The 19867-nt window shown below is 55.1% G+C and carries 16 protein-coding genes; 9 read left to right on the forward strand and 7 right to left on the reverse strand.

What is annotated here, in order from left to right:
- Positions 1-131 precede the first annotated feature (131 nt).
- On the reverse strand, positions 132-1523 hold the full coding sequence (locus tag EL143_RS11240) for a nucleobase:cation symporter-2 family protein (protein ID WP_085417128.1): 1392 nt from the start codon (positions 1521-1523) through the stop codon (positions 132-134).
- A 403-nt stretch (positions 1524-1926) separates the two neighbouring features.
- Between EL143_RS11240 and dapA the strand changes: the two genes are divergently transcribed.
- The 3 genes from dapA (at position 1927) to tsaD (ending at position 5101) form a co-directional block, all read left to right on the forward strand.
- Positions 1927-2802, forward strand: coding sequence for a 4-hydroxy-tetrahydrodipicolinate synthase (gene dapA, locus EL143_RS11245; RefSeq protein ID WP_085417127.1), 876 nt, complete (start codon positions 1927-1929; stop codon positions 2800-2802).
- A gap of 20 nt (positions 2803-2822) precedes the next feature.
- Positions 2823-3944, forward strand: coding sequence for an outer membrane protein assembly factor BamC (gene bamC / locus EL143_RS11250; RefSeq protein ID WP_085417126.1), 1122 nt, complete (start codon positions 2823-2825; stop codon positions 3942-3944).
- Between the two features lie 107 nt (positions 3945-4051).
- Positions 4052-5101, forward strand: a complete 1050-nt coding sequence (gene tsaD / locus EL143_RS11255; protein WP_085417143.1) for a tRNA (adenosine(37)-N6)-threonylcarbamoyltransferase complex transferase subunit TsaD — start codon at positions 4052-4054, stop codon at positions 5099-5101.
- 59 nt (positions 5102-5160) lie between these two features.
- On the opposite strand, the gene pta is transcribed toward tsaD, so the two are convergent.
- Positions 5161-6642 (reverse strand): phosphate acetyltransferase, encoded by a 1482-nt coding sequence (gene pta / locus EL143_RS11260; protein ID WP_085417125.1) that lies wholly within the window; start codon positions 6640-6642, stop codon positions 5161-5163.
- A 257-nt stretch (positions 6643-6899) separates the two neighbouring features.
- Here pta and EL143_RS11265 point away from each other — a divergent pair, with 257 nt between their 5' ends.
- On the forward strand, positions 6900-7907 hold the full coding sequence (locus EL143_RS11265; protein ID WP_085417124.1) for an LLM class flavin-dependent oxidoreductase: 1008 nt from the start codon (positions 6900-6902) through the stop codon (positions 7905-7907).
- 70 nt (positions 7908-7977) lie between these two features.
- Here the strand turns inward: EL143_RS11265 and rarD are convergent, their stop codons facing one another.
- On the reverse strand, positions 7978-8889 hold the full coding sequence (gene rarD, locus EL143_RS11270) for an EamA family transporter RarD (protein WP_085417123.1): 912 nt from the start codon (positions 8887-8889) through the stop codon (positions 7978-7980).
- A gap of 147 nt (positions 8890-9036) precedes the next feature.
- On the opposite strand from rarD, the gene EL143_RS11275 reads away from it, so the two are divergent.
- Both EL143_RS11275 and recC read left to right on the forward strand, forming a co-directional pair.
- Positions 9037-9501 (forward strand): Lrp/AsnC family transcriptional regulator, encoded by a 465-nt coding sequence (locus EL143_RS11275; protein WP_085417142.1) that lies wholly within the window; start codon positions 9037-9039, stop codon positions 9499-9501.
- Between the two features lie 172 nt (positions 9502-9673).
- A complete protein-coding gene (gene recC / locus EL143_RS11280; protein ID WP_085417122.1) occupies positions 9674-12913 on the forward strand; it encodes an exodeoxyribonuclease V subunit gamma in 3240 nt (1079 codons plus the stop codon).
- A 115-nt stretch (positions 12914-13028) separates the two neighbouring features.
- On the opposite strand, the gene EL143_RS11285 is transcribed toward recC, so the two are convergent.
- Entirely contained in the window at positions 13029-14279 is a 1251-nt protein-coding gene (locus EL143_RS11285) for a DUF2254 domain-containing protein (RefSeq protein WP_169709828.1), read from the reverse strand.
- A gap of 210 nt (positions 14280-14489) precedes the next feature.
- Between EL143_RS11285 and EL143_RS11290 the strand changes: the two genes are divergently transcribed.
- A complete protein-coding gene (locus tag EL143_RS11290) occupies positions 14490-15464 on the forward strand; it encodes a PhoH family protein (RefSeq protein ID WP_085417121.1) in 975 nt (324 codons plus the stop codon).
- A 48-nt stretch (positions 15465-15512) separates the two neighbouring features.
- Positions 15513-16112: an LURP-one-related/scramblase family protein gene (locus EL143_RS11295; RefSeq protein WP_085417120.1), complete on the forward strand. Its 600-nt coding sequence runs from the start codon at positions 15513-15515 to the stop codon at positions 16110-16112.
- Positions 16113-16197: 85 nt separating this feature from the next.
- On the opposite strand, the gene EL143_RS11300 is transcribed toward EL143_RS11295, so the two are convergent.
- From EL143_RS11300 to EL143_RS11310, 3 genes are all read right to left on the reverse strand, one after another.
- On the reverse strand, positions 16198-17142 hold the full coding sequence (locus EL143_RS11300; protein WP_085417119.1) for a bile acid:sodium symporter family protein: 945 nt from the start codon (positions 17140-17142) through the stop codon (positions 16198-16200).
- A gap of 133 nt (positions 17143-17275) precedes the next feature.
- Positions 17276-17854 carry a GNAT family N-acetyltransferase gene (locus tag EL143_RS11305; RefSeq protein WP_085417118.1) on the reverse strand — a complete coding sequence of 193 codons (579 nt, stop codon included), beginning with the start codon at positions 17852-17854 and terminating at the stop codon, positions 17276-17278.
- 61 nt (positions 17855-17915) lie between these two features.
- The gene (locus tag EL143_RS11310) at positions 17916-18350 is read right to left on the reverse strand and encodes a peroxiredoxin (RefSeq protein ID WP_009116905.1); all 435 of its coding nucleotides are present in this window, start codon (positions 18348-18350) and stop codon (positions 17916-17918) included.
- A 132-nt stretch (positions 18351-18482) separates the two neighbouring features.
- Between EL143_RS11310 and EL143_RS11315 the strand changes: the two genes are divergently transcribed.
- On the forward strand, positions 18483-19760 hold the full coding sequence (locus EL143_RS11315) for a NupC/NupG family nucleoside CNT transporter (RefSeq protein WP_085417117.1): 1278 nt from the start codon (positions 18483-18485) through the stop codon (positions 19758-19760).
- Positions 19761-19867: the final 107 nt, after the last annotated feature.

The following is a 19867-nucleotide window of genomic DNA, read 5'->3' on the forward strand; positions in this document are numbered from 1 at the left end:
TTGTCAAAATTTAAACGCGTATTTTACTTCATCCGCAGCCAAAAAAGAAAACCGTCTGGTTCAAATACATCGTTCATAAACAATGCCTGTCTGAAAGCCCTTTTCAGACAGGCATTGTCCTATTACACCGATCAAGCGTCCAATTCGTCGGTCAGATACACCTTCTCGCCGGTATCCCGGGGCATAATCAGGTTCATCAGCAAAGCCGCCACCCCGCCCATACAAATCGGATTTTGAAACAACTCTTTCAGCGGCAGCAAGGCAAACACTTCAGGCTTAAAGCTCACACCCAAGCCCAAGCCGATGGAAGTTGCCGCAATCACGGCTTCGCGACGGTTGATGCCGTTAGTCATAATAATGCGCACACCCGCAATCGCAATCAGGCCGAACATCAACACCATAGCGCCGCCCAACACCGGGCTGGGAATCGTGGTAAATGCACGGCCGACAACCGGAAACAGCCCCAGCACCACCAAAATCGCCGCAATATACTTGCCCACATGGCGCGAAGCCACACCGGTCATCTGAATCACACCGTTGTTTTGCGCAAACGTGGTCAGCGGCAGCGACCCCAGCGCAGTGGCAATCACCGACACCAAACCGTCGGCAAACACACCGCCGCGCAAGCGTTTCTGAAACTCATCGCCTTCATATTCCTCGCCCGACACCATCGCCGTTGCGGTTAAATCGCCCACCGCTTCAAAAATACTCAGCAAATACACCAAACCGGCCACCAAAAACGGCACCCATTGGAAATCGAAACCATATTTAAACGGCACGGGAATCGTCACCAAAGGCAAATCCTTCAACACCGAAAAATCCACCATGCCCAAAAACAGTGCCGCGATATAGCCCGCGATCATCCCCACCGCAATACCGCTCATGCGCAGCAGCGGATTTTTCAAGCTGTTGAAAAACAAGACCACTGCCAGCACAAACGCCGCCAGAGCAATATTCTGCCAAGCACCGAAGCTGCCGTCGTTCAAAGCCGCATAACCGCCTCCGAATTCGGTAATCGCCACGCCTATCAGGCTCAAACCGATCATCATCACCACCACACCGCTCACGGTAGGCGTGATCACTTTTTTCAGATAGGGCAACAACCAAGCCGAACCCGCCACCAAAAATGCACCGACAAATGCCACGCCCAGCAGCGCCGAAACCATCGCATGTTCGTCCAAGCCCTGCTCTTTCATGCCCAAGCCCAGCGAAATCATCACGCCGACAAACGAAAAGTTAACCGATTGGATCGACAGCAAACCCGAACCGATCGGCCCGAAACGGTTGACCTGCAAATAAGTGCCGATGCCCGAAGCCACCATCGCCATCGACACCAGATAAGCCGTCATCTCAGGCGGCAGTTTGAGCGCACCGCCCACAATCAGCGCCGGTGTAATCATCGGCACAAAAATCGCCAGCAGATGCGTAATCGCACTCAGCAAAGCATTGGCAAACGGCGGTTTGTCTTCCAAGCGATAAACCAAATCCGGCGTATCCACACCCTTTTTAAACGGGGCTCCCATCAAATCATTCCCTTAATCAAATTAAAATAAAATTTACAAGGCTGCATTCCATACTCACGCTTCATCCGGCCCAAATTTCATCCGATAAAACAGTATGCCTTATCCAAATCAGCGGTTTGAGCATATGTAGTAAGAATGTCAAATTGTGTAACCGCGTGCATTTTATCCGAAGCACTAAAGCACTTCCATTTTTTTACCTTTCATCCGCTTTGCCTGCCGCGCAGCCGGAAAAAGCAGCGTTCCACCCGCCCGCAACCGCCGTTTATCCTTGAAAATACCGATTAACATTTGTTCTGCTATCATGCCTGTCTGAAAAAGCAGCTTCACCCTGCCGCTATTTCACAAGGCAGATAAAGTAAGCTACAATCCACCATTATTATCGACGTCTGACAAAGGTTTCACTATGTTAAAAGGCAGTTTGGTCGCATTGATTACCCCGATGCAGGAAGATGGCAGCATTGATTACAGCGCGCTGAAAAACCTGATCGACTGGCATATCGAAAACGGCACCGACGGCATCGTGGCCGTAGGCACTACCGGCGAGAGCGCCACTTTATCCGTTGAAGAGCACAAGCAGGTAATCGAAGCCACCGTAAAACACGCCGCCAAGCGCATCCCCATCATCGCCGGCACGGGCGCCAACAACACCCATGAAGCCATCGAGCTTTCCAAAGCCGCCAAAGCCGCCGGTGCCGACTACACCCTGTCTGTCGTTCCCTACTACAACAAACCTTCGCAGGAAGGCATTTACCGCCACTATCAAGCCATTGCCGAAGCCGTGGATATCCCGATGATTATCTACAACGTGCCGGGCAGAACGGTGGTGAACATGTCGAACGAAACCATTTTGCGCCTGGCAAAACTGCCCAATATCGTGGGTGTCAAAGAAGCCAGCGGCGACGTAGGCCGCGATATCGAGCTGATCAATGCGGCACCCGAAGGCTTCGCCGTTTATTCCGGCGACGATCCTACCGGCCTGCCTTTCATGCTCTGCGGCGGCCACGGCGTGATTACCGTTGCAGCCAATATCGCACCCAAACTGTTTGCCGACATGTGCCGCGAAGCATTGGCCGGCAACATACCCGAAGCGCGCCGTTTAAACCGCGAACTGATTCCGCTTTACAACGTGATGTTCTGCGAACCCAGCCCCGCCGCCCAAAAATGGGCCTTAAACAAACTGGGCAAATGCAAAGCAGCCGTGCGTTTGCCGATTCTTGAACTGTCTAAAGAAGCACAAACCCAAGTTCAAGATGCTTTGGCAACACTCAAACTGATTTAACCCCCGACAGGAATGATTATATGAACCGCATGAAACCGGCCGTATTGGCCATCGCCTTAATCGGCCTGGCCGCCTGTTCCAGCAACAAAGAGCAACCCAAACTCGATTACCAAACCCAAAACCGCAAAGTGGTGAATCTGGAAGTTCCCCCTGATTTAACCAACCCCAACCAAGGCAACCGTTACAGCCTGCCCACGGGCGGTGCCGTACGCGCCAGCGACATGCAGCGCACCAACACCCAGCAGCCGGCCAACCAAGCGGTATTGCAAGGTGTTCAAGGCGTCGAGCTGAAACGCGACGGCAACCAGCGCTGGCTGCAAGTGAGCGGCAAACAACCTGCCGAAATCTGGCCGCTGCTGAAAGCTTTCTGGCAGGAAAACGGTTTTGTCATCAAATCAGAAGAGCCTGCGATCGGCCAAATGGAAACCGAATGGGCCGAAAACCGCGCCAAAATCCCGCAAGACGGTCTACGCAACCTATTTGAAAGAGTCGGCCTCGGCGGCATTTATTCGACCAGCGAGCGCGATAAATTTACCATCCGCATCGAACGCGGTGCCGACGGCGCAACCGACGTATTCTTTGTCCACAAAGGTATGAAAGAGGTATATACCAATAAAAACAAAGACACCACTACATGGGAGCCGCGCCCCAACGAACCTGCTTTGGAAGCCGCTTTCTTAGGCCGCTTCATGCAGTATTTGGGCGCCGATCAGCAACAAGTCGAGCGTGAATTGCAGCAACAGCAAAACGCCGGCAAAGCCGAAGCCAGCGAATTGGCCAAACTGGATGGCAACAGCCTTTTGGTAAGCGGCGATTACCAGCGCAACTGGCGCCGCACGGGCTTGGCGCTCGACCGCATCGGCCTGACCGTATTGGGCCAGAATGTCGAAAAACATGCTTTCTTAGTGCAGCCCGTGCCGGATGAGAGCGCTTCCAAAGGCAAAAAAACCGGCATGTTTACCCGCATTTTCGGCAAAGGAAAAAAAGACGATGCCGCCAAGCAAGCCCTGCCTGAGCTGATTGTGTTTGTAGAACCTGTTCAAGGCGGCTCGCGCATCCAAATCCTCAACAAAGACGGCAGCGCATACCGCGGCAAAGAAGTGTCGAACTGGCTCGGCAGCCTGCAAAACGAACTGCGTTAATTTTGCGCAAGGCAAGCGCAATGCCTGTCTGAAAATCTTTTCAGACAGGCATTATGTTTAAAGCTAAAATACGCCTCTTATCATCTTCACAAACCCTTCCAAATAAAATGTTAGTTCTCGGCATCGAATCTTCCTGCGACGAAACCGGCGTCGCCCTCTATCATACCGAACGCGGCCTTATCGGCAACCAGCTCCACACCCAAATGGCAATGCATGCCGAATACGGCGGCGTTGTGCCCGAGCTTGCCAGCCGCGACCACATCCGCCGCTTGGTGCCGCTCACCCATGCCTGTCTGAAAGAAGCCGGCCAAACATTCGGCGATATTGATGCCGTTGCTTTCACACAAGGCCCCGGCTTGGGCGGCGCGCTCTTGGCCGGCTCAGGCTATGCCAACGCTTTGGCCTTTGCACTGGGCAAACCTGTGATTCCGGTGCACCATTTGGAAGGCCATTTGCTCTCGCCGCTTTTGGCAGAAGACAAACCCGACTTTCCCTTTGTCGCCCTGCTTGTTTCAGGCGGCCACACCCAGCTGATGGCCGTGCGCGGTATCGGCGATTACACTTTGCTGGGCGAAAGCGTGGACGATGCCGCCGGCGAAGCCTTCGATAAAACAGCTAAGCTGCTCGGCCTGCCCTATCCCGGCGGTGCCAAACTTTCCGAACTGGCCAAACTCGGCCGCCCCGATGTGTACACGTTTCCGCGCCCTATGCTGCATTCTCACGATTTGCAAATGAGCTTCTCCGGCTTAAAAACCGCCGTGCTCACAGCCGTGCAAAAAGCAGAGGCCGCTTCTGAAAACGGCAGCCTTTCCGAGCAAACCCGTAACGATATCTGCCGTGCGTTCCAAGATGCCGTGGTTGACGTATTGTTTGCCAAAGCCAAACAAGCACTTATCGACACTGGCTTCCGCACACTGGTCGTGGCAGGCGGCGTGGGTGCAAACTGGAAACTGCGCGAATCTTTGGCCGCACTCAGCATCAAACCCGCACCTAAAACCAAGCCGGAAGCTGTGAAAGTGTTTTTCCCGCCACTGCCGCTCTGCACCGACAACGGCGCTATGATTGCCTTTGCCGGCGCCATGCATTTGCAAAAGTCTGCCCAAGCAGGCGCGTTCAACGTGAAACCGCGCTGGCCGCTGACCGATATCGTGAAATAGAGCATACGGCCTTATGCCTGTCTGAATGTTTTCAGACAGGCATTCTCTATATTTTCACATTATTTCGCCATTTGCTCCGACTGAATCGCAGTCAGCGCGATGGTGTACACGATATCCTCCACCAAAGCACCGCGCGACAAATCGTTTACAGGCTTGCGCAAACCTTGCAGCATGGGGCCTACGCTCAATACGTTGGCATTGCGCTGCACCGCTTTGTAAGTACAGTTACCCGTGTTCAAATCCGGGAAAATAAACACGGTGGCTTTGCCTGCAACCGGGCTGTTGGGCGCTTTGGATTTGGCAACGCTGGCAACGCTCGCCGCATCGTATTGCAACGGGCCGTCCACCGCGATGTCGGGGCGTTGCTGTTTCACCAGTTCAACGGCAGCGGCCACGGCTTCCACATCCGGACCTGCGCCTGATGTACCGGTTGAATAGGAAATCATGGCCACGCGCGGCTCAATGCCGAACGCTTTGGCCGAATCGGCCGACTGAATGGCGATTTCGGCCAATTGCTCCGGCGTCGGGTTCGGGTTAACCGCGCAGTCGCCATACACCAGCACTTGACCGGGCAGCAGCATGAAAAATACGCTGGACACGATGCTGGCGCCCGGCGCGGTTTTAATCAGCTGGAATGCGGGGCGGATGGTGTTGGCGGTGGTGTGGATCGCGCCGGAAACCAAGCCGTCCACATCGTTTTGCGCCATCATCATGGTGCCGAGCACAACGGTGTCTTTCAATTGCTCGCGCGCCTGCTCGGGCGTTAAACCTTTGCTTTTGCGCAGTTCGCACATCGGCGCAACATATTGTTCGATTAAAGTATCGGGATCGATGATTTCCACGGAATCCGGCAATTCCACGCCGATTTCCTGAGCCACGGCCAACACGGCCGGGCGGGGCGCAAGCAACACGCAACGGGCAATACCTTTTTCATGGCAAATCGCAGCGGCATGCACGGTGCGCGGCTCCGCACCTTCCGGCAACACGATGCGTTTGTCGGCTTTGCGCGCCGATTCCATCATATTGAAGCGGAATTGCGCGGGCGACATGCGCGGCTCTTGCGGCGCAACCAGTTTGGACACACCTTCCAGCGCGTCGGGCTTGCCCAAATAAGGCAGGCCGGCATCTTTAGCCGCTTCCGCACTGCCGCCGATTACGCCCATGATTTCTACGTTTTTACCGGCAAACGATTGTTTGGCAAGCTTCAAGCGGGTTGCCGTGCCGCATTCGTTGCTGGAAGCAAACACCACGCGCGCATTAAAAGATGTGGCGAGCTCCACATTTTGCACGGATAAAAATGCGCGTTCGGCATCATTTTGAATACCCTGAATCACCACGTTCGGTTTATCAAGCTCTGCTACGCGGCCGACCAGCAGGTCGAACCAATCATCAGATTTGCCGGCACCAATCAGCTGCTCGGCTTCGGAAGCATCGGCCAGCGGATTAAACACCACCGCATCAGGCAGGCCTGAAGCCACGGTTTTCGCAACGGATGCCATATCCACATGAACGCATACGGGTACAATCAAAATATTTGCCATAACGCATTTCCTTTTGTATTTAGAGGGTTAATCTACATCATTTCAACAAGGTGCAAATATACTCTAAAAAGGCAGAAAATCCTACTTGTTTTGATTTTATGATGACAGCCATCCGCGTTGCTGATAGGCTTCGGTTTAAGCCGGATGCCTGTCTGAAAAATAAGCAGCGCTGCGCTTGGCGGGAAACCGTATTCAGCCGATAAAACAATACCGTACACTTTTCAAATCAGACATACTCTCAACTTAAAGGACACGCCATGATTCCCGTTTCCGTATTAAACCTCGTGCCCTTGCGCAAGGGGCAAAACCGCGCCCAAGCCATCGAGGCCATGATCGAGCTGGCGCAAGAAACCGAAAGAATAGGCTACACGCGCTATTGGATTACCGAACACCACAATATGCCCAGCCTTGTCAGCTCCGCTACCCAGGTTTTAATCGGCCACACGCTTGCCCACACCGACAGCATACGGGTGGGCAGCGGCGGCGTGATGCTGCCCAACCACAGCCCGCTGTTGGTGGCCGAACAATACGGCACGCTCGCCACCATTTACCCCGACCGCGTCGATTTGGGCATAGGCCGCGCACCGGGCACCGACCGCCCCACCGCCAACGCCCTGCGCCGCAACGAACACAATCTTCCGCTGAGCTATCCGAACGATGTTCAAATGCTGCAACGCTTTTTCCGTTCAAGCGACGAACAGGGCTATGTGCGTGCATTTCCCGGCGTCGGGCTGCATGTTCCCATCTATATGCTCGGTACCAGCACCGAAAGCGCCAAATTGGCAGCGGAGCTCGGGCTGCCTTTCGTATTTGCCGCACATTTCGCACCGCACCTGCTGGAATCCGCACTGGATATTTACCGGCGCGAATTCAAACCTTCCGACGTATTGGAAAAGCCTTATGTGATTGTGTGCCTCAACGTGATTGCGGCAGACACCGATGAAGAAGCCCGTTTTCTTTCCAGTACGCAACAGCAGTTTTTAGCCAACACCATCAAAAATACCCATCTGCCGCTCCAGCCGCCCGTGCCTGAAACGCAGATTGAATGGAGCAGCGAAGAAGAGCGCGCAGCGGTAAACGAGATGCTCTCCTGTTCGCTGATCGGCAGCAAAGAAAGCGTAGCCGCCCAATTGGAAGTTTTGCAAACCCACTTGCGCGCCGACGAAATCATGGTGGTCAGCTATATTTACGACAAGCAGAAGCAATACCGTTCTTACCGGCTGTTTCACGAAATCGCATCTTCGTATCAGCCAAGTCCGCTGTAAAAACAATCATGCCTGTCTGAAAACTTTTTCAGACAGGCATTTGTTTAATGAAAACCTGTGTGGCTTTGCGTTAAACCACCGGCGCGCCCAAAACTTCCCTGCGGCTGCCGCGCATCTTCACATAGCCGTCATACATGCTCAAACCCAGCCCCAGCCAGATAAAGCCGTAAGTAACCACCGAATCGGCCGACACCTGTTCGCCGAGCAGCGTGGCCGCCAGCACAAACAACAAAATCGGTTCGAGATAGCTCAGCATGCCGAACAACGTTACCGGAAGCAGGCGGTTGGATTGCAGGTTCAGCAGCATCGCCGCTGCGCTTACCACGCCCAACATGGGAATCAGCAGCCATTGCTTGGAAGGCTCCAGCCACACATCCACCCCGCCGGTATAAAACAGATAAAACACCGCCACCGGCGCAATCACCGACAAATCCACCAGCAAGCCCGCCAGCTCCGGCACATTCAAATGGCGGCGCAGCAGATAATAAACAGGATACGAGCCGAACACCCACAGCGTTACCCAAGAAAACGCATGAGTATGCCAAATTTCATAAAGCACACCGCAGCCTGCAGCGGCCACCGCCAGCCATTGCAGGCGGCTGACTTCTTCATTCAAAAACACCCGTCCGCACAGCACCATCATCAGCGGAAAAAGGAAATAACCCACCGCCACGTCCATGCCGTAGCCATTCAACGGCCCCCACATAAACAGCCAAAGCTGGCTGGCCAAAACCGGCGTGGGCAGAATCAACAGCAGCCATCTGCGCCAGTTTTTACCCGTTTCGCGGGCAAAGCGAAACACCTCGTGCCTGCCGTTACCCAGCCACAAAATCAGGCACAACACGCCCAACATCGCCACCATGCGCCATGCAAATACATTTGTGCCGCTCATCGGCTGCATCCAACCGCCGTAAAGATAAAGCACGGCAAACAAAATATTGGATACCACGCCTGCAATCAGGCCTTTTTTTATTGTGTTCATTTTAATGTTCTTATTCTGAAATCAAGATAATGTTTGGAATCAGCATTTTAATGCTTGAATGCAGAAAAATTTTTTCCGTTTTATCCATTTTGTGAAATAATTTATCTAAATTTAATCCATTATGAAAAATTTTATCAAATATTCAAAATGTATAACCCGGACAAACTGGACCGCCAAATTCTCAACATCTTGCAAAGCGACGCCACCCTCTCGCTCAACGAACTTTCCTCGCAAGTCAACGCTTCCGTTGCCACCTGCCAGCGGCGCATCCTCAACATGAAACAGCAGGGCATCATTCTGAAGCAGGTTGTTTTGGTTAACCCCGCCGCCGTCGGCCGCAGCCTCAGCGTGTTTGTATCGGTGGAAATGGCCAGCCAAAACACCGCGCAGCAAGACGCTTTCGTGCGCCGCATCAACGAAGAACCCGACGTGGCCGGCTGCTACGAAGTATCCGGCGCCTATGACTACATGCTGCTCGTTCACGCCAAAAACATGGAGGAATACCATCAATTCACCCGCCGCGCACTCAATTCGGAAAACAACGTACGCAGCTTTACCAGCCAGTTCGTGATGAACTTCAACAAAGTCGAAACCAAAATCGCGCTTGAATAAAGCATGCCTGTCTGAAAACTTTCAGACAGGCATGCTCACTATGTAACGATACCGTCATACTCGGGCTGATTTTCAAGTTTATCTAAGATATAACCAAACAACCATTAAGCCGCAAAGTCGGCCCGCTTATCCGCTATAATGCCTGTCTGAAAACACTTTCCAAGCCAAGCCCATGCTCTATCTTTACCAATCCAACCGCCTTGAAGACCTTGCCGAGCTTTTACAGGCTGTCAAAACGCGCCAACCTTTGCGCCACCTGCTCGCCTCGGAAGAAATCATCGTGCAGAGCCAGGGCATGCGGCGTTTTCTCAGCAGGCATCTGGCGCGCGAAACCGGCATCGCCGCCAACCTCAAATTCAGCCTGCCCGCCGGTTTGGCTTGGCGGCTGATGCGCGACACCCTGCCCGACATCCCCGCGCTCAACCCGTTTTCCCCCGAAGTAATGCGCTGGCGGCTGCTCGACTTGTTTTCAGACAGGCATTTCCATCATGCCCCCGAGTTTGCACTCAGCCGCGCCGCCCTCGGCGCCTACCTGCAACGGGGCGGCAATGCCGCCTACCAACTGGCCGGTCAGATGGCCGATATTTTCGACCAATATCTGATTTACCGCGCCGACTGGCTGGATGCCTGGCAGGCAGGTAAAACGCTCGGGCTGGGCGGCGACGAAGCCTGGCAGGCAGAGCTTTGGCGCTTTCTCGACGACGGCTCGCAAACCGCGCCGCACCGTGCCGCCTTGTGGCAGCAGTTTCTCGGCGCATTGGATAAAGCCAAGCTGCCCGAACGCTTTTTCGTGTTCGGCATCGCCACCCTCGCGCCGCTTTATCTGGAGCTGCTGCAAGCCCTCTCCCGACATTGCGACATCCATGTTTTCGCGCTCAACCCGAGCAGCGAATACTGGGGCAACATCATCGAGCCGGCACAAATCCTCAAAAGCGGCGCCGACATTGATTTAAGCCAAAGCGGCCATCCGCTGCTGGCTTCGCTCGGCAAACAGGGGCGCGACTTTTTCGACGCGCTGATAGAAGCAGGCGCGCAAACCGAGCTGGCCGTTTATTCCGATGCCGCCGCGTCCGAAAGCCTGCTGCACCGCCTGCAGCACGACATCCAAACCCTCAGCCTGCCCGCCGCTGCCGAAACACCGTCCGAACCCGACGGCAGCATCCGCATCGTGTCCGCCCACAGCCCCTTGCGCGAACTGCAGATTCTCAAAGACCACATTCTGCGCGTTCTAAACGAGCACCCGGGCTGGCAGCCGCACGACATCGCCGTGCTCACCCCCAACATCGAACCGTACAGCCCCTACATCGAAGCCGTGTTCGGCCGCCAAACCGGCGGCGGCCAAGCTTTGCCCTATTCCATTTCCGACGTCAAACTCAGCCGCCGCCAGCCGCTTTTACACGCGCTGGAACAAACGCTGGAATTGCTGGAAAGCCGCTTTGAAACCGACAAAGTGCTGCCGCTTTTGGAAAACGAAACCGTGCTGCGCCGCTTCGGCCTCAGCCGCCAAGACCTGCCGCTGCTGCACGAAACCGTGGCGCAGCTCAACATCCATTGGGGCATGGGCGGCGAGATGCGCGGCGGCAGAGATGCCTTGTTCACTTGGCAGCAGGGGCTCGACCGCCTGGTACTCGGCTGGATGATGCCCGGCAACACCGGCACCTTGTGGCAAAACATCAGCGCCCTGCCCGGCAACTTAAACCTGCTCGAACCCCTGAGCCGTTTCGCCGCCTTCTTCCGCACTTTGGCAAACATCCGGCGCGCTTGGCAGCGGGCGGCCGACGTGCCCGAGTGGACGCAACGCGTGCGCCGCCTGACGGCGCATCTGTTCCAACCCGAAAGCGGCGACCAACATGCCGTGCAGCAAATCGAACAAGCCCTTGCGCAATGGCAGGAAGAAGCCGCATTGGCCGGTTTCAGACAGGCATTGCCCCAACACACCGCCATCCGCCACATCACCCGTTTTCTCGAAAGCCGCAGCGAAGCCGGCTTCCTGCGCAGCGGCATCACCTTTTGCAGCATGGTGCCGATGCGAAGCCTGCCCTTTAAAATGCTCTGCCTTATCGGCCTGAACGACACCGACTTCCCGCGCAACACCCGCGCTTCCGGCTTCGACCTGATTGCCCGCCATCCGCGCAAAGGCGACCGCGCCCGCCGCGACGACGACCGCTACCTCTTCCTCGAAGCCCTGATGAGCGCGCGCGAAATCCTCTATCTTTCCTATCAAGGCCGCAGCATACAGAATAACGACCTGCTCGCCCCTTCCGCCCTGCTGCCCGAGCTTATCGACACCCTCTCCGCCATGACCGGCCTGCCACCCGAACAATTGTCGGAGCAAATGATTGAAAACCACCCGCTGCAAGCCTTTTCGCCGCAATACTTTGTTTCAGACAGGCATTACACCAACAGCCGCAGCGACTATGCCGAAGCGCTCAACCGCCCGCAAAAGCCCGTGCAGCCGTTTTTCAGCCGACCTTTGGCTGAGCCCGAAACCGCCTGCACCGTCAGCCACGGCCGCCTGATACAGTTTTGGCGCAATCCCGTGCGCGCGTGGCTGCAGCAAAACCTCAACTGGCGCGAGCCTTATATTGACGAAGCTTGGGATTCCGCCGAACCCTTCACGCCCGAGCACTCAAGCCGCATCACCGCCGAATACACCGCCGCCCGCCGCCACAATCGGGATTTCAACCTCACCGCCGAGCGGCTGGCCGCCGAAAGCATGCTGCCCGCGGGCGAGTTGGGCAAACTTTGGCGCAACGAATTTGAAGCCAAAGCCAAATCGCTCGATACTGCGTTGGTGCAAAGCCCCAAGCTGCCCGCCGCGCCCTACACGCTCACGCTCGGCAAACACACGCTGGAAGGCAGCCTCGGCAAACTTTACCGCCACGGGTTGATTGATTTTCAAAACGAACAGCCCAACGCCCCGCGCAAAATCGAGCTGATGCTGGAGCACCTGATTTTCAACGCCGTGCGCCCCGACGGCACGGAAAGCTTCCAAAGCCACTGGCTTCTGCCCGACGATCCGGTTTTCCTGCCCGAAATTCCGCAGGAAGAAGCCCAAAACCTGCTCGCCCTTTGGCTGGATTACTACGTTCTCGGCCAAACCCAGCCGCTGCCCTTCTTCCCCAAAACCAACCTTGCCGCCGCCGAAGCATGGTTAAACCCCGGCAAAGACGATCCTGCCGACAAAGCCAAAAAAGAAGCCTATAAAGCCTACAACGGCTCCAAAATGAGCACCGGCCAGCGCGAATATACCGAAGTGGATCTGGTGTTCGGTTCCGCAGACGAAGCGCCGCCGGAGCAGCAGCTTTTTTGGGTGCTCACAGAGCAAATGCTCGTTCCCACATTAAGCGCCTGCCCCCGCTTGCAGGAAAATGAAGGCAATAAAACCGAAGCCGAAGCCGAAGCCAAATAAACAATGCCTGTCTGAAAAAGTATTCAGACAGGCATTCATCCATATAAATAACAAACCGTATGCCCGTCATACCCGGGCTGGATTGGCTATCAAACGTGTGGCTCGACTCCCGCTTTTACGATTCCGCAGTCCCGAACAAAGCCTCCCGCTTGCCGCGTAAAACCGCCACGTCCGGTTCAAAGCCCAGTTCCTGCTCCGCGCGCTTGAACGCCAAAGCCGACATCTCTTGCGCAGCACGCGACACTTCCGTTTCGGGAACCGATTTCCAAATCGCGGCCAACACTTTCTGCATCACCAGCCCCACTTCCAAAATGCCTGCGCCGTCGCGGGCGAGCGGAGCGAAACCGTCGCGCACCCAGTCGCCGCAATCCAAAGGTTTAATGGCCAGCCGGTCGTAATTTTTCTCACTTTCTCCCTCATCCGGCCGGGTGTCCAGCAACAGGCGCATCATTCGGGTCATCACATTAATCGCCGTGCCCGGATCGTTTACCGCAGGAGAAAGCGCACGCTGTGCAGCCTCGCTCATCACGATAAAGCCCCAGCTCGGGTCTTGCGCATAGCTGCGCTCCACTTCAAGCACGAAGCAGTTGTGCAAATCCGCCGCCTCTTCCCCGCCTTTGTCCACCATTGCCAGCACCGTGCCGGGCATAATCAGCTCGCCGGGGCGCACGGCGATATAAATGTGCCAGTCCTGCGCTTCGGCTTTGCTTTGCAAAGTCGCCATATCGATGTGGGTGAGGTAGCCGCTGGATTGTGCTTCAACCATTACACTTTTCTGCCCGATATTGCCGTTCCACGCCGCCCCCATATTCGGATGGTTACGGTAGTTCAATAAAGAAGCTTCGGCAGCAGTGTGGATTTTGTTCAAAGTGTTGCCCATGCGCCCCAGTTGCGACAAAGTGTGTACCCAGCGTATCAACGTAACAATCAGATAAACCAGCACCAAAATCGTGCTGACAAACAGCACAAAACGGCCGTTTTGCCCGTAAAACTCCATGCCCAACGCCGTTCTTGCCACAATCGCATAAATAAAGGCAGAAATAAAGCTGGCAATCGCTATACGCGTGTTGTTGTCGCCCATTACCAGTTCGGTTGCACGCGGCGTCGCCCCGCTGGCGGCAGAAGAGAATGCCGACACCATAATCGAAAGCGAAAACGTGCTTACGGCCAGCATACTCGAAGCAATCACATCCAGCAGCCCTTCCAGCGTACTCAATCCGATTTTCGGCAGAATGTCTTCCGGCAGGTAAATATTGAACAAGCGCGCCATAAATGCAAACAGCACCGCAAACAAAGCGCCCAAAGTCGGGTTAATCCACAATTTGTTACTCGGTTTTTTAAACGCCAGCAACCATCTGTACATCATTTTTCTTAATTCCTTCCGATTAACCGCCCGTTCGTACACAAAAACGGCGGCATAATTGCAAACGCCGTAATGTAACACAAACCGCACAATCGGCACCACGCGGCATAACTTTGCCGATGATGCACCGAACGGCTTGATTTTTCGGCACATAAACCCAATAAACCCTGTATCCGTCCATAATATATTTAGAGAAAGACTTGTCACAACAGTATGAGCCATACCGTACACCTGAAATTTGAAGACATCGACAATATCGTGCTCCAGCGCCTCACCGGCGCACTGGACGCCAACCTCGACACCTTAGCCAAAGCGCTCGATATCGAAATCAGCCGCCGCTTCAGCGACTTCACCTTTATCGGCGAACTCGCGCACGCCGGCCGCCGCGCACTTCTGGCGCTGGCCGAAACCGCCGAAAGCCGCGATTTGGCAGACAACGACATCCAACTGGCCGCAGTTGAAGCCAAAACCGCAGATGCGCAACACATCGAGCAGCGGCAAGACAAACAATACTATCTGCAAACCAAACGCGGCAGCATCGGCGGACGTACGCCCCGTCAAAACGGCTACATCCGCGCCCTGCTCAATCACGATATCGTGTTCGGCTTAGGCCCCGCCGGCACGGGCAAAACCTATCTTGCCGTTGCCGCCGCCGTCGATGCTATGGAAAAGCGCCAAATCGAACGCATCGTTTTGGTGCGCCCCGCAGTGGAAGCCGGCGAAAAACTGGGCTTTCTGCCCGGCGATTTGGCGCAAAAAGTCGACCCCTACCTGCGCCCGCTCTACGACGCCCTTTACGATTTGATGGGTTTCGACCGCGTTACCAAACTTTTGGAAAAAGGCTTGATCGAAATCGCCCCGCTGGCCTACATGCGCGGCCGCACGCTTAACGGCGCGTATGTGATTCTCGACGAAGCGCAAAACACCACACCCGAGCAGATGAAGATGTTCCTCACCCGCATCGGCTTCGGCGCCAAAGCCGTGATTACCGGCGACTTGAGCCAAATCGACCTGCCCAAAAACATCAAATCCGGCTTGAAAGACGCCAAAGAAAAACTGCGCGACATCGAAGGCCTGTATTTCCACACCTTTACCAGCGAAGACGTGGTGCGCCACCCGCTCGTGCAGAAAATCGTCGAAGCCTACGACGCTGCCGACGAACGCGCCAACTCATCCATGCCTGTCTGAAAACGGGCAACATAAAGTTCTAAGAAGTGACAAACCATCGGAACCAGCATGCAAAACTTAAACTACCCTTTAAATTTCCAGTTCAAAATCTTCACACCTTCCAACGACTTCACCGTTACCGACAACAGCGGGCAGGAAGTGGCTTACACGCGGCAGAAAATTTTCCGCATTAAAGAAGCCGTTGAAGTTTATGAAAACAGCCGCCGCGAGAAAGTGCGCTACACGCTTAAGGCAGACCGCATCATTGATTTCAACGCGGTTTATTCCCTGCGCGACGAGCAAACCGGCGAATTGGTCGGCAAGCTCAAGCGCGAGGGTGTGCGTTCGCTCTGGCGCACCAGCTATATGTTGTTGGACGCGGCCGGTAATACCGTGTTTACCGTAAAAGAAGAAAACCCCTGGATTGCCGTGGCCGACGGCGTGCTCAGCGAAATTCCGGTTATCGGCATGATCAGCGGCTATTTGCTGAACCCCACTTATAACGTAACCGACGCGCACGGCAGGAAAGTGTTTGTGTTGCAGAAAACCGCTTCGCTTATGGAGCGCAGATTCAGCCTGCAGAAAACAGGCGATGCCACGCCCGAGCAGGAAACGCTGGTGGTATTAGGCTTGATGATGCTGATGCTGCAAGCCCGTGGAAACGGCTGATAAACTATCAAAACTGTCTGAAGCTGCATAAACAATGCCTGTCTGAAAACATTTTCAGACAGGCATTGCCATATAAGGCCAAGCGCTAAGATTTGTGCTCTTCTTTCTCCGCCTTCGCCGCCCAATAAGAAGCCAAAAGCGAGCCGGAAATATTGTGCCACACGCTGAAAATAGCGCTGGGCACGGCAGCAAGCGGGCTGAAGTAGGCTGCCGCCAGCGCCGCGCCCAAACCCGAATTCTGCATGCCCACCTCAATCGCCAGCGTTTTTTGCGAATCGTAAGGCAGCCTGCACAATTTGGCCGCCAGAAAGCCCAGCAGATAGCCGATGCCGTTGTGCAGTATTACCACACCCAAAATCAACAGTCCGCTTTCCGCAATTTTCGGCTTACTCGCTCCGATTACCGCGCCGATAATCAACACAATCGCCGCCACCGACACCACCGGCAGAATGCCCGCCGCCGCCTCGGTTTGCTTTTTAAACAGCACATGCGCCGCAATGCCGAGCACCACGGGCAGCAACACGATTTTCAGAATCGACACAAACATCGAAGCGGCGGAAATATCGAGCCATTTATGCGCCAAAAGGTAAAACACGGCGGGCGTAAGCAGCGGCGCCAGCAGCGTGGAAACCGACGTTACCGCCACCGAAAGCGCCACATTGCCTTTGGCCAGATAAGTAATCACATTCGATGCCGTGCCGCCCGGGCAGGAGCCGACCAAAATCACGCCCACGGCAATTTCCGGCGGCAATTTTAAAGCTACCGCCAGCGCATAGGCCACCAACGGCATAATCACAAACTGCGCCGCCACACCGGCCAGCACGGCTCTCGGATGCCGGCACAAAATCTTGAAATCGGCGGGCGCCAAAGTCAGTCCCATGCCGAACATCACAATGCCCAAAAGCCACGGCACAACCGGCAGCACCCATTTAAACGTTTCGGGCGCAAAAAAGCCGACGGCTGCAAATAAAGCCGCCCACAGGGCAAAAGTTTGGCCGACAAAGCGGCCTATGCGGTTGAGCATTTCCATCTCAAATATCCGTATCGGTTAAACAAAGCGCGTAAGGATACCCTGTTTCCCGATGCAGCAAAAGCCCGTCATAACGAATGCCTGTCTGAAAACAGGTTTTCAGACAGGCATTTCTACAGTAACGGACGCAACCTCAAATACCGAGCTTCTCTGCCAAACGCGCTTTGGCTTCGGGCCACTCTTCGCGGGTCATGCTGTACATCACGGTATCGCGCACGCTGCCGTCGCGGCGGGTTTGGAAGCCGCGCAACACGCCGTCTTTTTTCGCACCCAGCCGCTCGATGGCCTGCTGCGAGCGGGTGTTGAGAATGTCGGTGCGCCAGCCTACGGTGCGGCAGCCCAGCGTTTCAAACGCATGTTGCAGCAGCAGGTATTTGCAGGTGGTGTTGGCGCGGCTGCGCCAGTAGCTTTGGGCATACCATGTGTGGCCGATGTCGAGCCGGCCTGCGGGGATGTTGATGTCGTGGTAGCCGGTGCTGCCGATAACTTGACGGTTGGTTTCGTCAATCACGGCGAAAGCCAAGCGGTTTGGCGTGTTCAGGGCGGTTTCGATATAAGCGGCCACGCGTTCGGGCTCGGGTGCGGAGGCAAACACCAGCCGCCACAATTCACCGTCTTCAGTCGCTTGGCGCAAGCCTTGCTCGTGCTGCGCGCCCAATGGCTCCAAGCGGATGCGGTTGAGGCTGAGCGTGATGGGTTCGGGAGGTTTCATTTTTTATCCTTGCTTGATGCGGATGCCTGTCTGAAACCGTTTTTCAGACAGGCATTTTTGTTTATTTGCTCACGGCTTCCAACACTTCCTGCGCGTGTCCCGCCACTTTCACTTTTCGCCATTCGTGTTCGATTTCGCCTTGTTTATTGAGCACGAAAGTGCTGCGTTCGATGCCGAGCGATTCTTTGCCGTAGAGCTTTTTCAGCTTAATCACGTCAAACAGCTTGCACACGGTTTCGTCTTTGTCGCTCAGCAATTCAAACTGAAAGCCTTGTTTGGCGCAGAAATTCTGGTGCGACTTCACGCCGTCGCGCGAAATGCCCACCACGGTGTAGCCGAGCGCTTTGAATTGGTCGAGGCGCGCGTTGAAATCCAGCCCTTCGGTGGTGCAGCCGGGTGTGCTGTCTTTCGGGTAGAAATATACAATCAGCGGCAGATGTTCGGCCGACGCAAAATCGTTGCCGGAGCTGGAGGGCAGGGTAAATTCGTATTTCATGCTTATCCTTACAATGCGTTGGTTTTGACAATACCTGCAATATATCACAAGCCTGCCCGCACACATAAAAACCCAACTTTCAGACAGGCTTGTATAATGCACTTAAATCTGACTTGCATAAGGAACAGGCATATGGTTGTATTACACAGTTTGCTGGGCATGGCGGTGTTGGTTGCCATTGCCGTTTTGCTCTCTACCGACCGCCGCGCCATCAATATCCGCACGGTAGCAGGCGCGTTTCTGATTCAGGTGGCTTTGGGTGCGCTGGTGCTTTATGTGCCGCAGGGACGCGATATGCTGCAAACCGCTTCCGAAGCGGTGGGCAAGGTGATTGCTTACGGCAACAACGGCGTGAATTTCCTGTTTGGCGGCTTGGTGTCGGAAAAAATGTTTGAGGTGTTCGGCGGCGGCGGTTTCGTGTTTGCCTTCCGTGTGTTGCCGATGATTGTGTTTTTCTCGTCGTTGATGGCGGTGCTGTACTACATCGGCGTGATGCAGCTGCTGATTAAAATCATCGGCGGCTTCCTGCATAAAGTGCTGGGCACATCCAAAGCCGAATCCATGTCGGCCGCGGCCAATATTTTTGTGGGGCAGACCGAAGCGCCGCTGGTGGTGCGTCCGTATATCCGCAGAATGACCGAATCGGAGCTGTTTGCCGTGATGAGCGGCGGCTTGGCTTCGGTGGCAGGCTCGGTGCTGGCGGGCTATGTGCAGATGGGCGTGCCGCTGCCCTATCTGATTGCCGCGTCGTTTATGGCCGCCCCCGGCGGGCTGCTGTTTGCCAAACTGTTGGTGCCCGAAACGGAGCAAACGCCAAACGAGGCGGAAGTGTTGGCGGAAAACGAAGATGAAAAACCCGCCAATGTGATCGACGCAGCCGCCGGCGGCGCGGTTACCGGCGCGCAGATTGCCATTGCAGTAGGCGCTTCGCTGCTGGCTTTTGTGGCTTTGATTGCCATGATCAACGGCATCATCGGCGGCGTGGCAGGCTGGTTCGGCCACGGCGGTTTGACTTTGCAGCAGATTCTGGGCTGGGTGTTTTCGCCGCTGGCCTGGGTAATCGGCGTGCCGTGGAGCGAAGCGGGCATCGCCGGCTCGCTGATCGGGCAGAAAGTGGTGATTAACGAATTTGTGGCCTATTCCGAATTTGTGCAGTATCTGCAACCCGAATCGGCAGTCAAACTCGGCGACACCACCAAAGCGATTATTTCTTTTGCTTTGTGCGGCTTTGCCAACTTGGGTTCGATTGCCGTATTGGTCGGCGGCCTGAGCATCATGGCGCCCAACCGCCGTAAAGACGTGGCGCGGCTGGGCATCAAAGCAGTGGTGGCCGGCTCTCTGTCAAACCTGATGAGCGCCGTGATTGCCGGTTTGTTTATCGGTCTGTCGGGCGCATCGGTGCTTGGCTGAAGTAACAACCCGATGCCTGTCTGAAACCCGATTTCAGACAGGCATCTTTATATTTAACCGCCCCGCGTTATAATGCCTGTCTGAAACGGGCGGCGCGGATTCCCGCG

The organism is Neisseria canis, assembly GCF_900636765.1.
Classification (GTDB): Bacteria; Pseudomonadota; Gammaproteobacteria; order Burkholderiales; family Neisseriaceae; genus Neisseria; species Neisseria canis.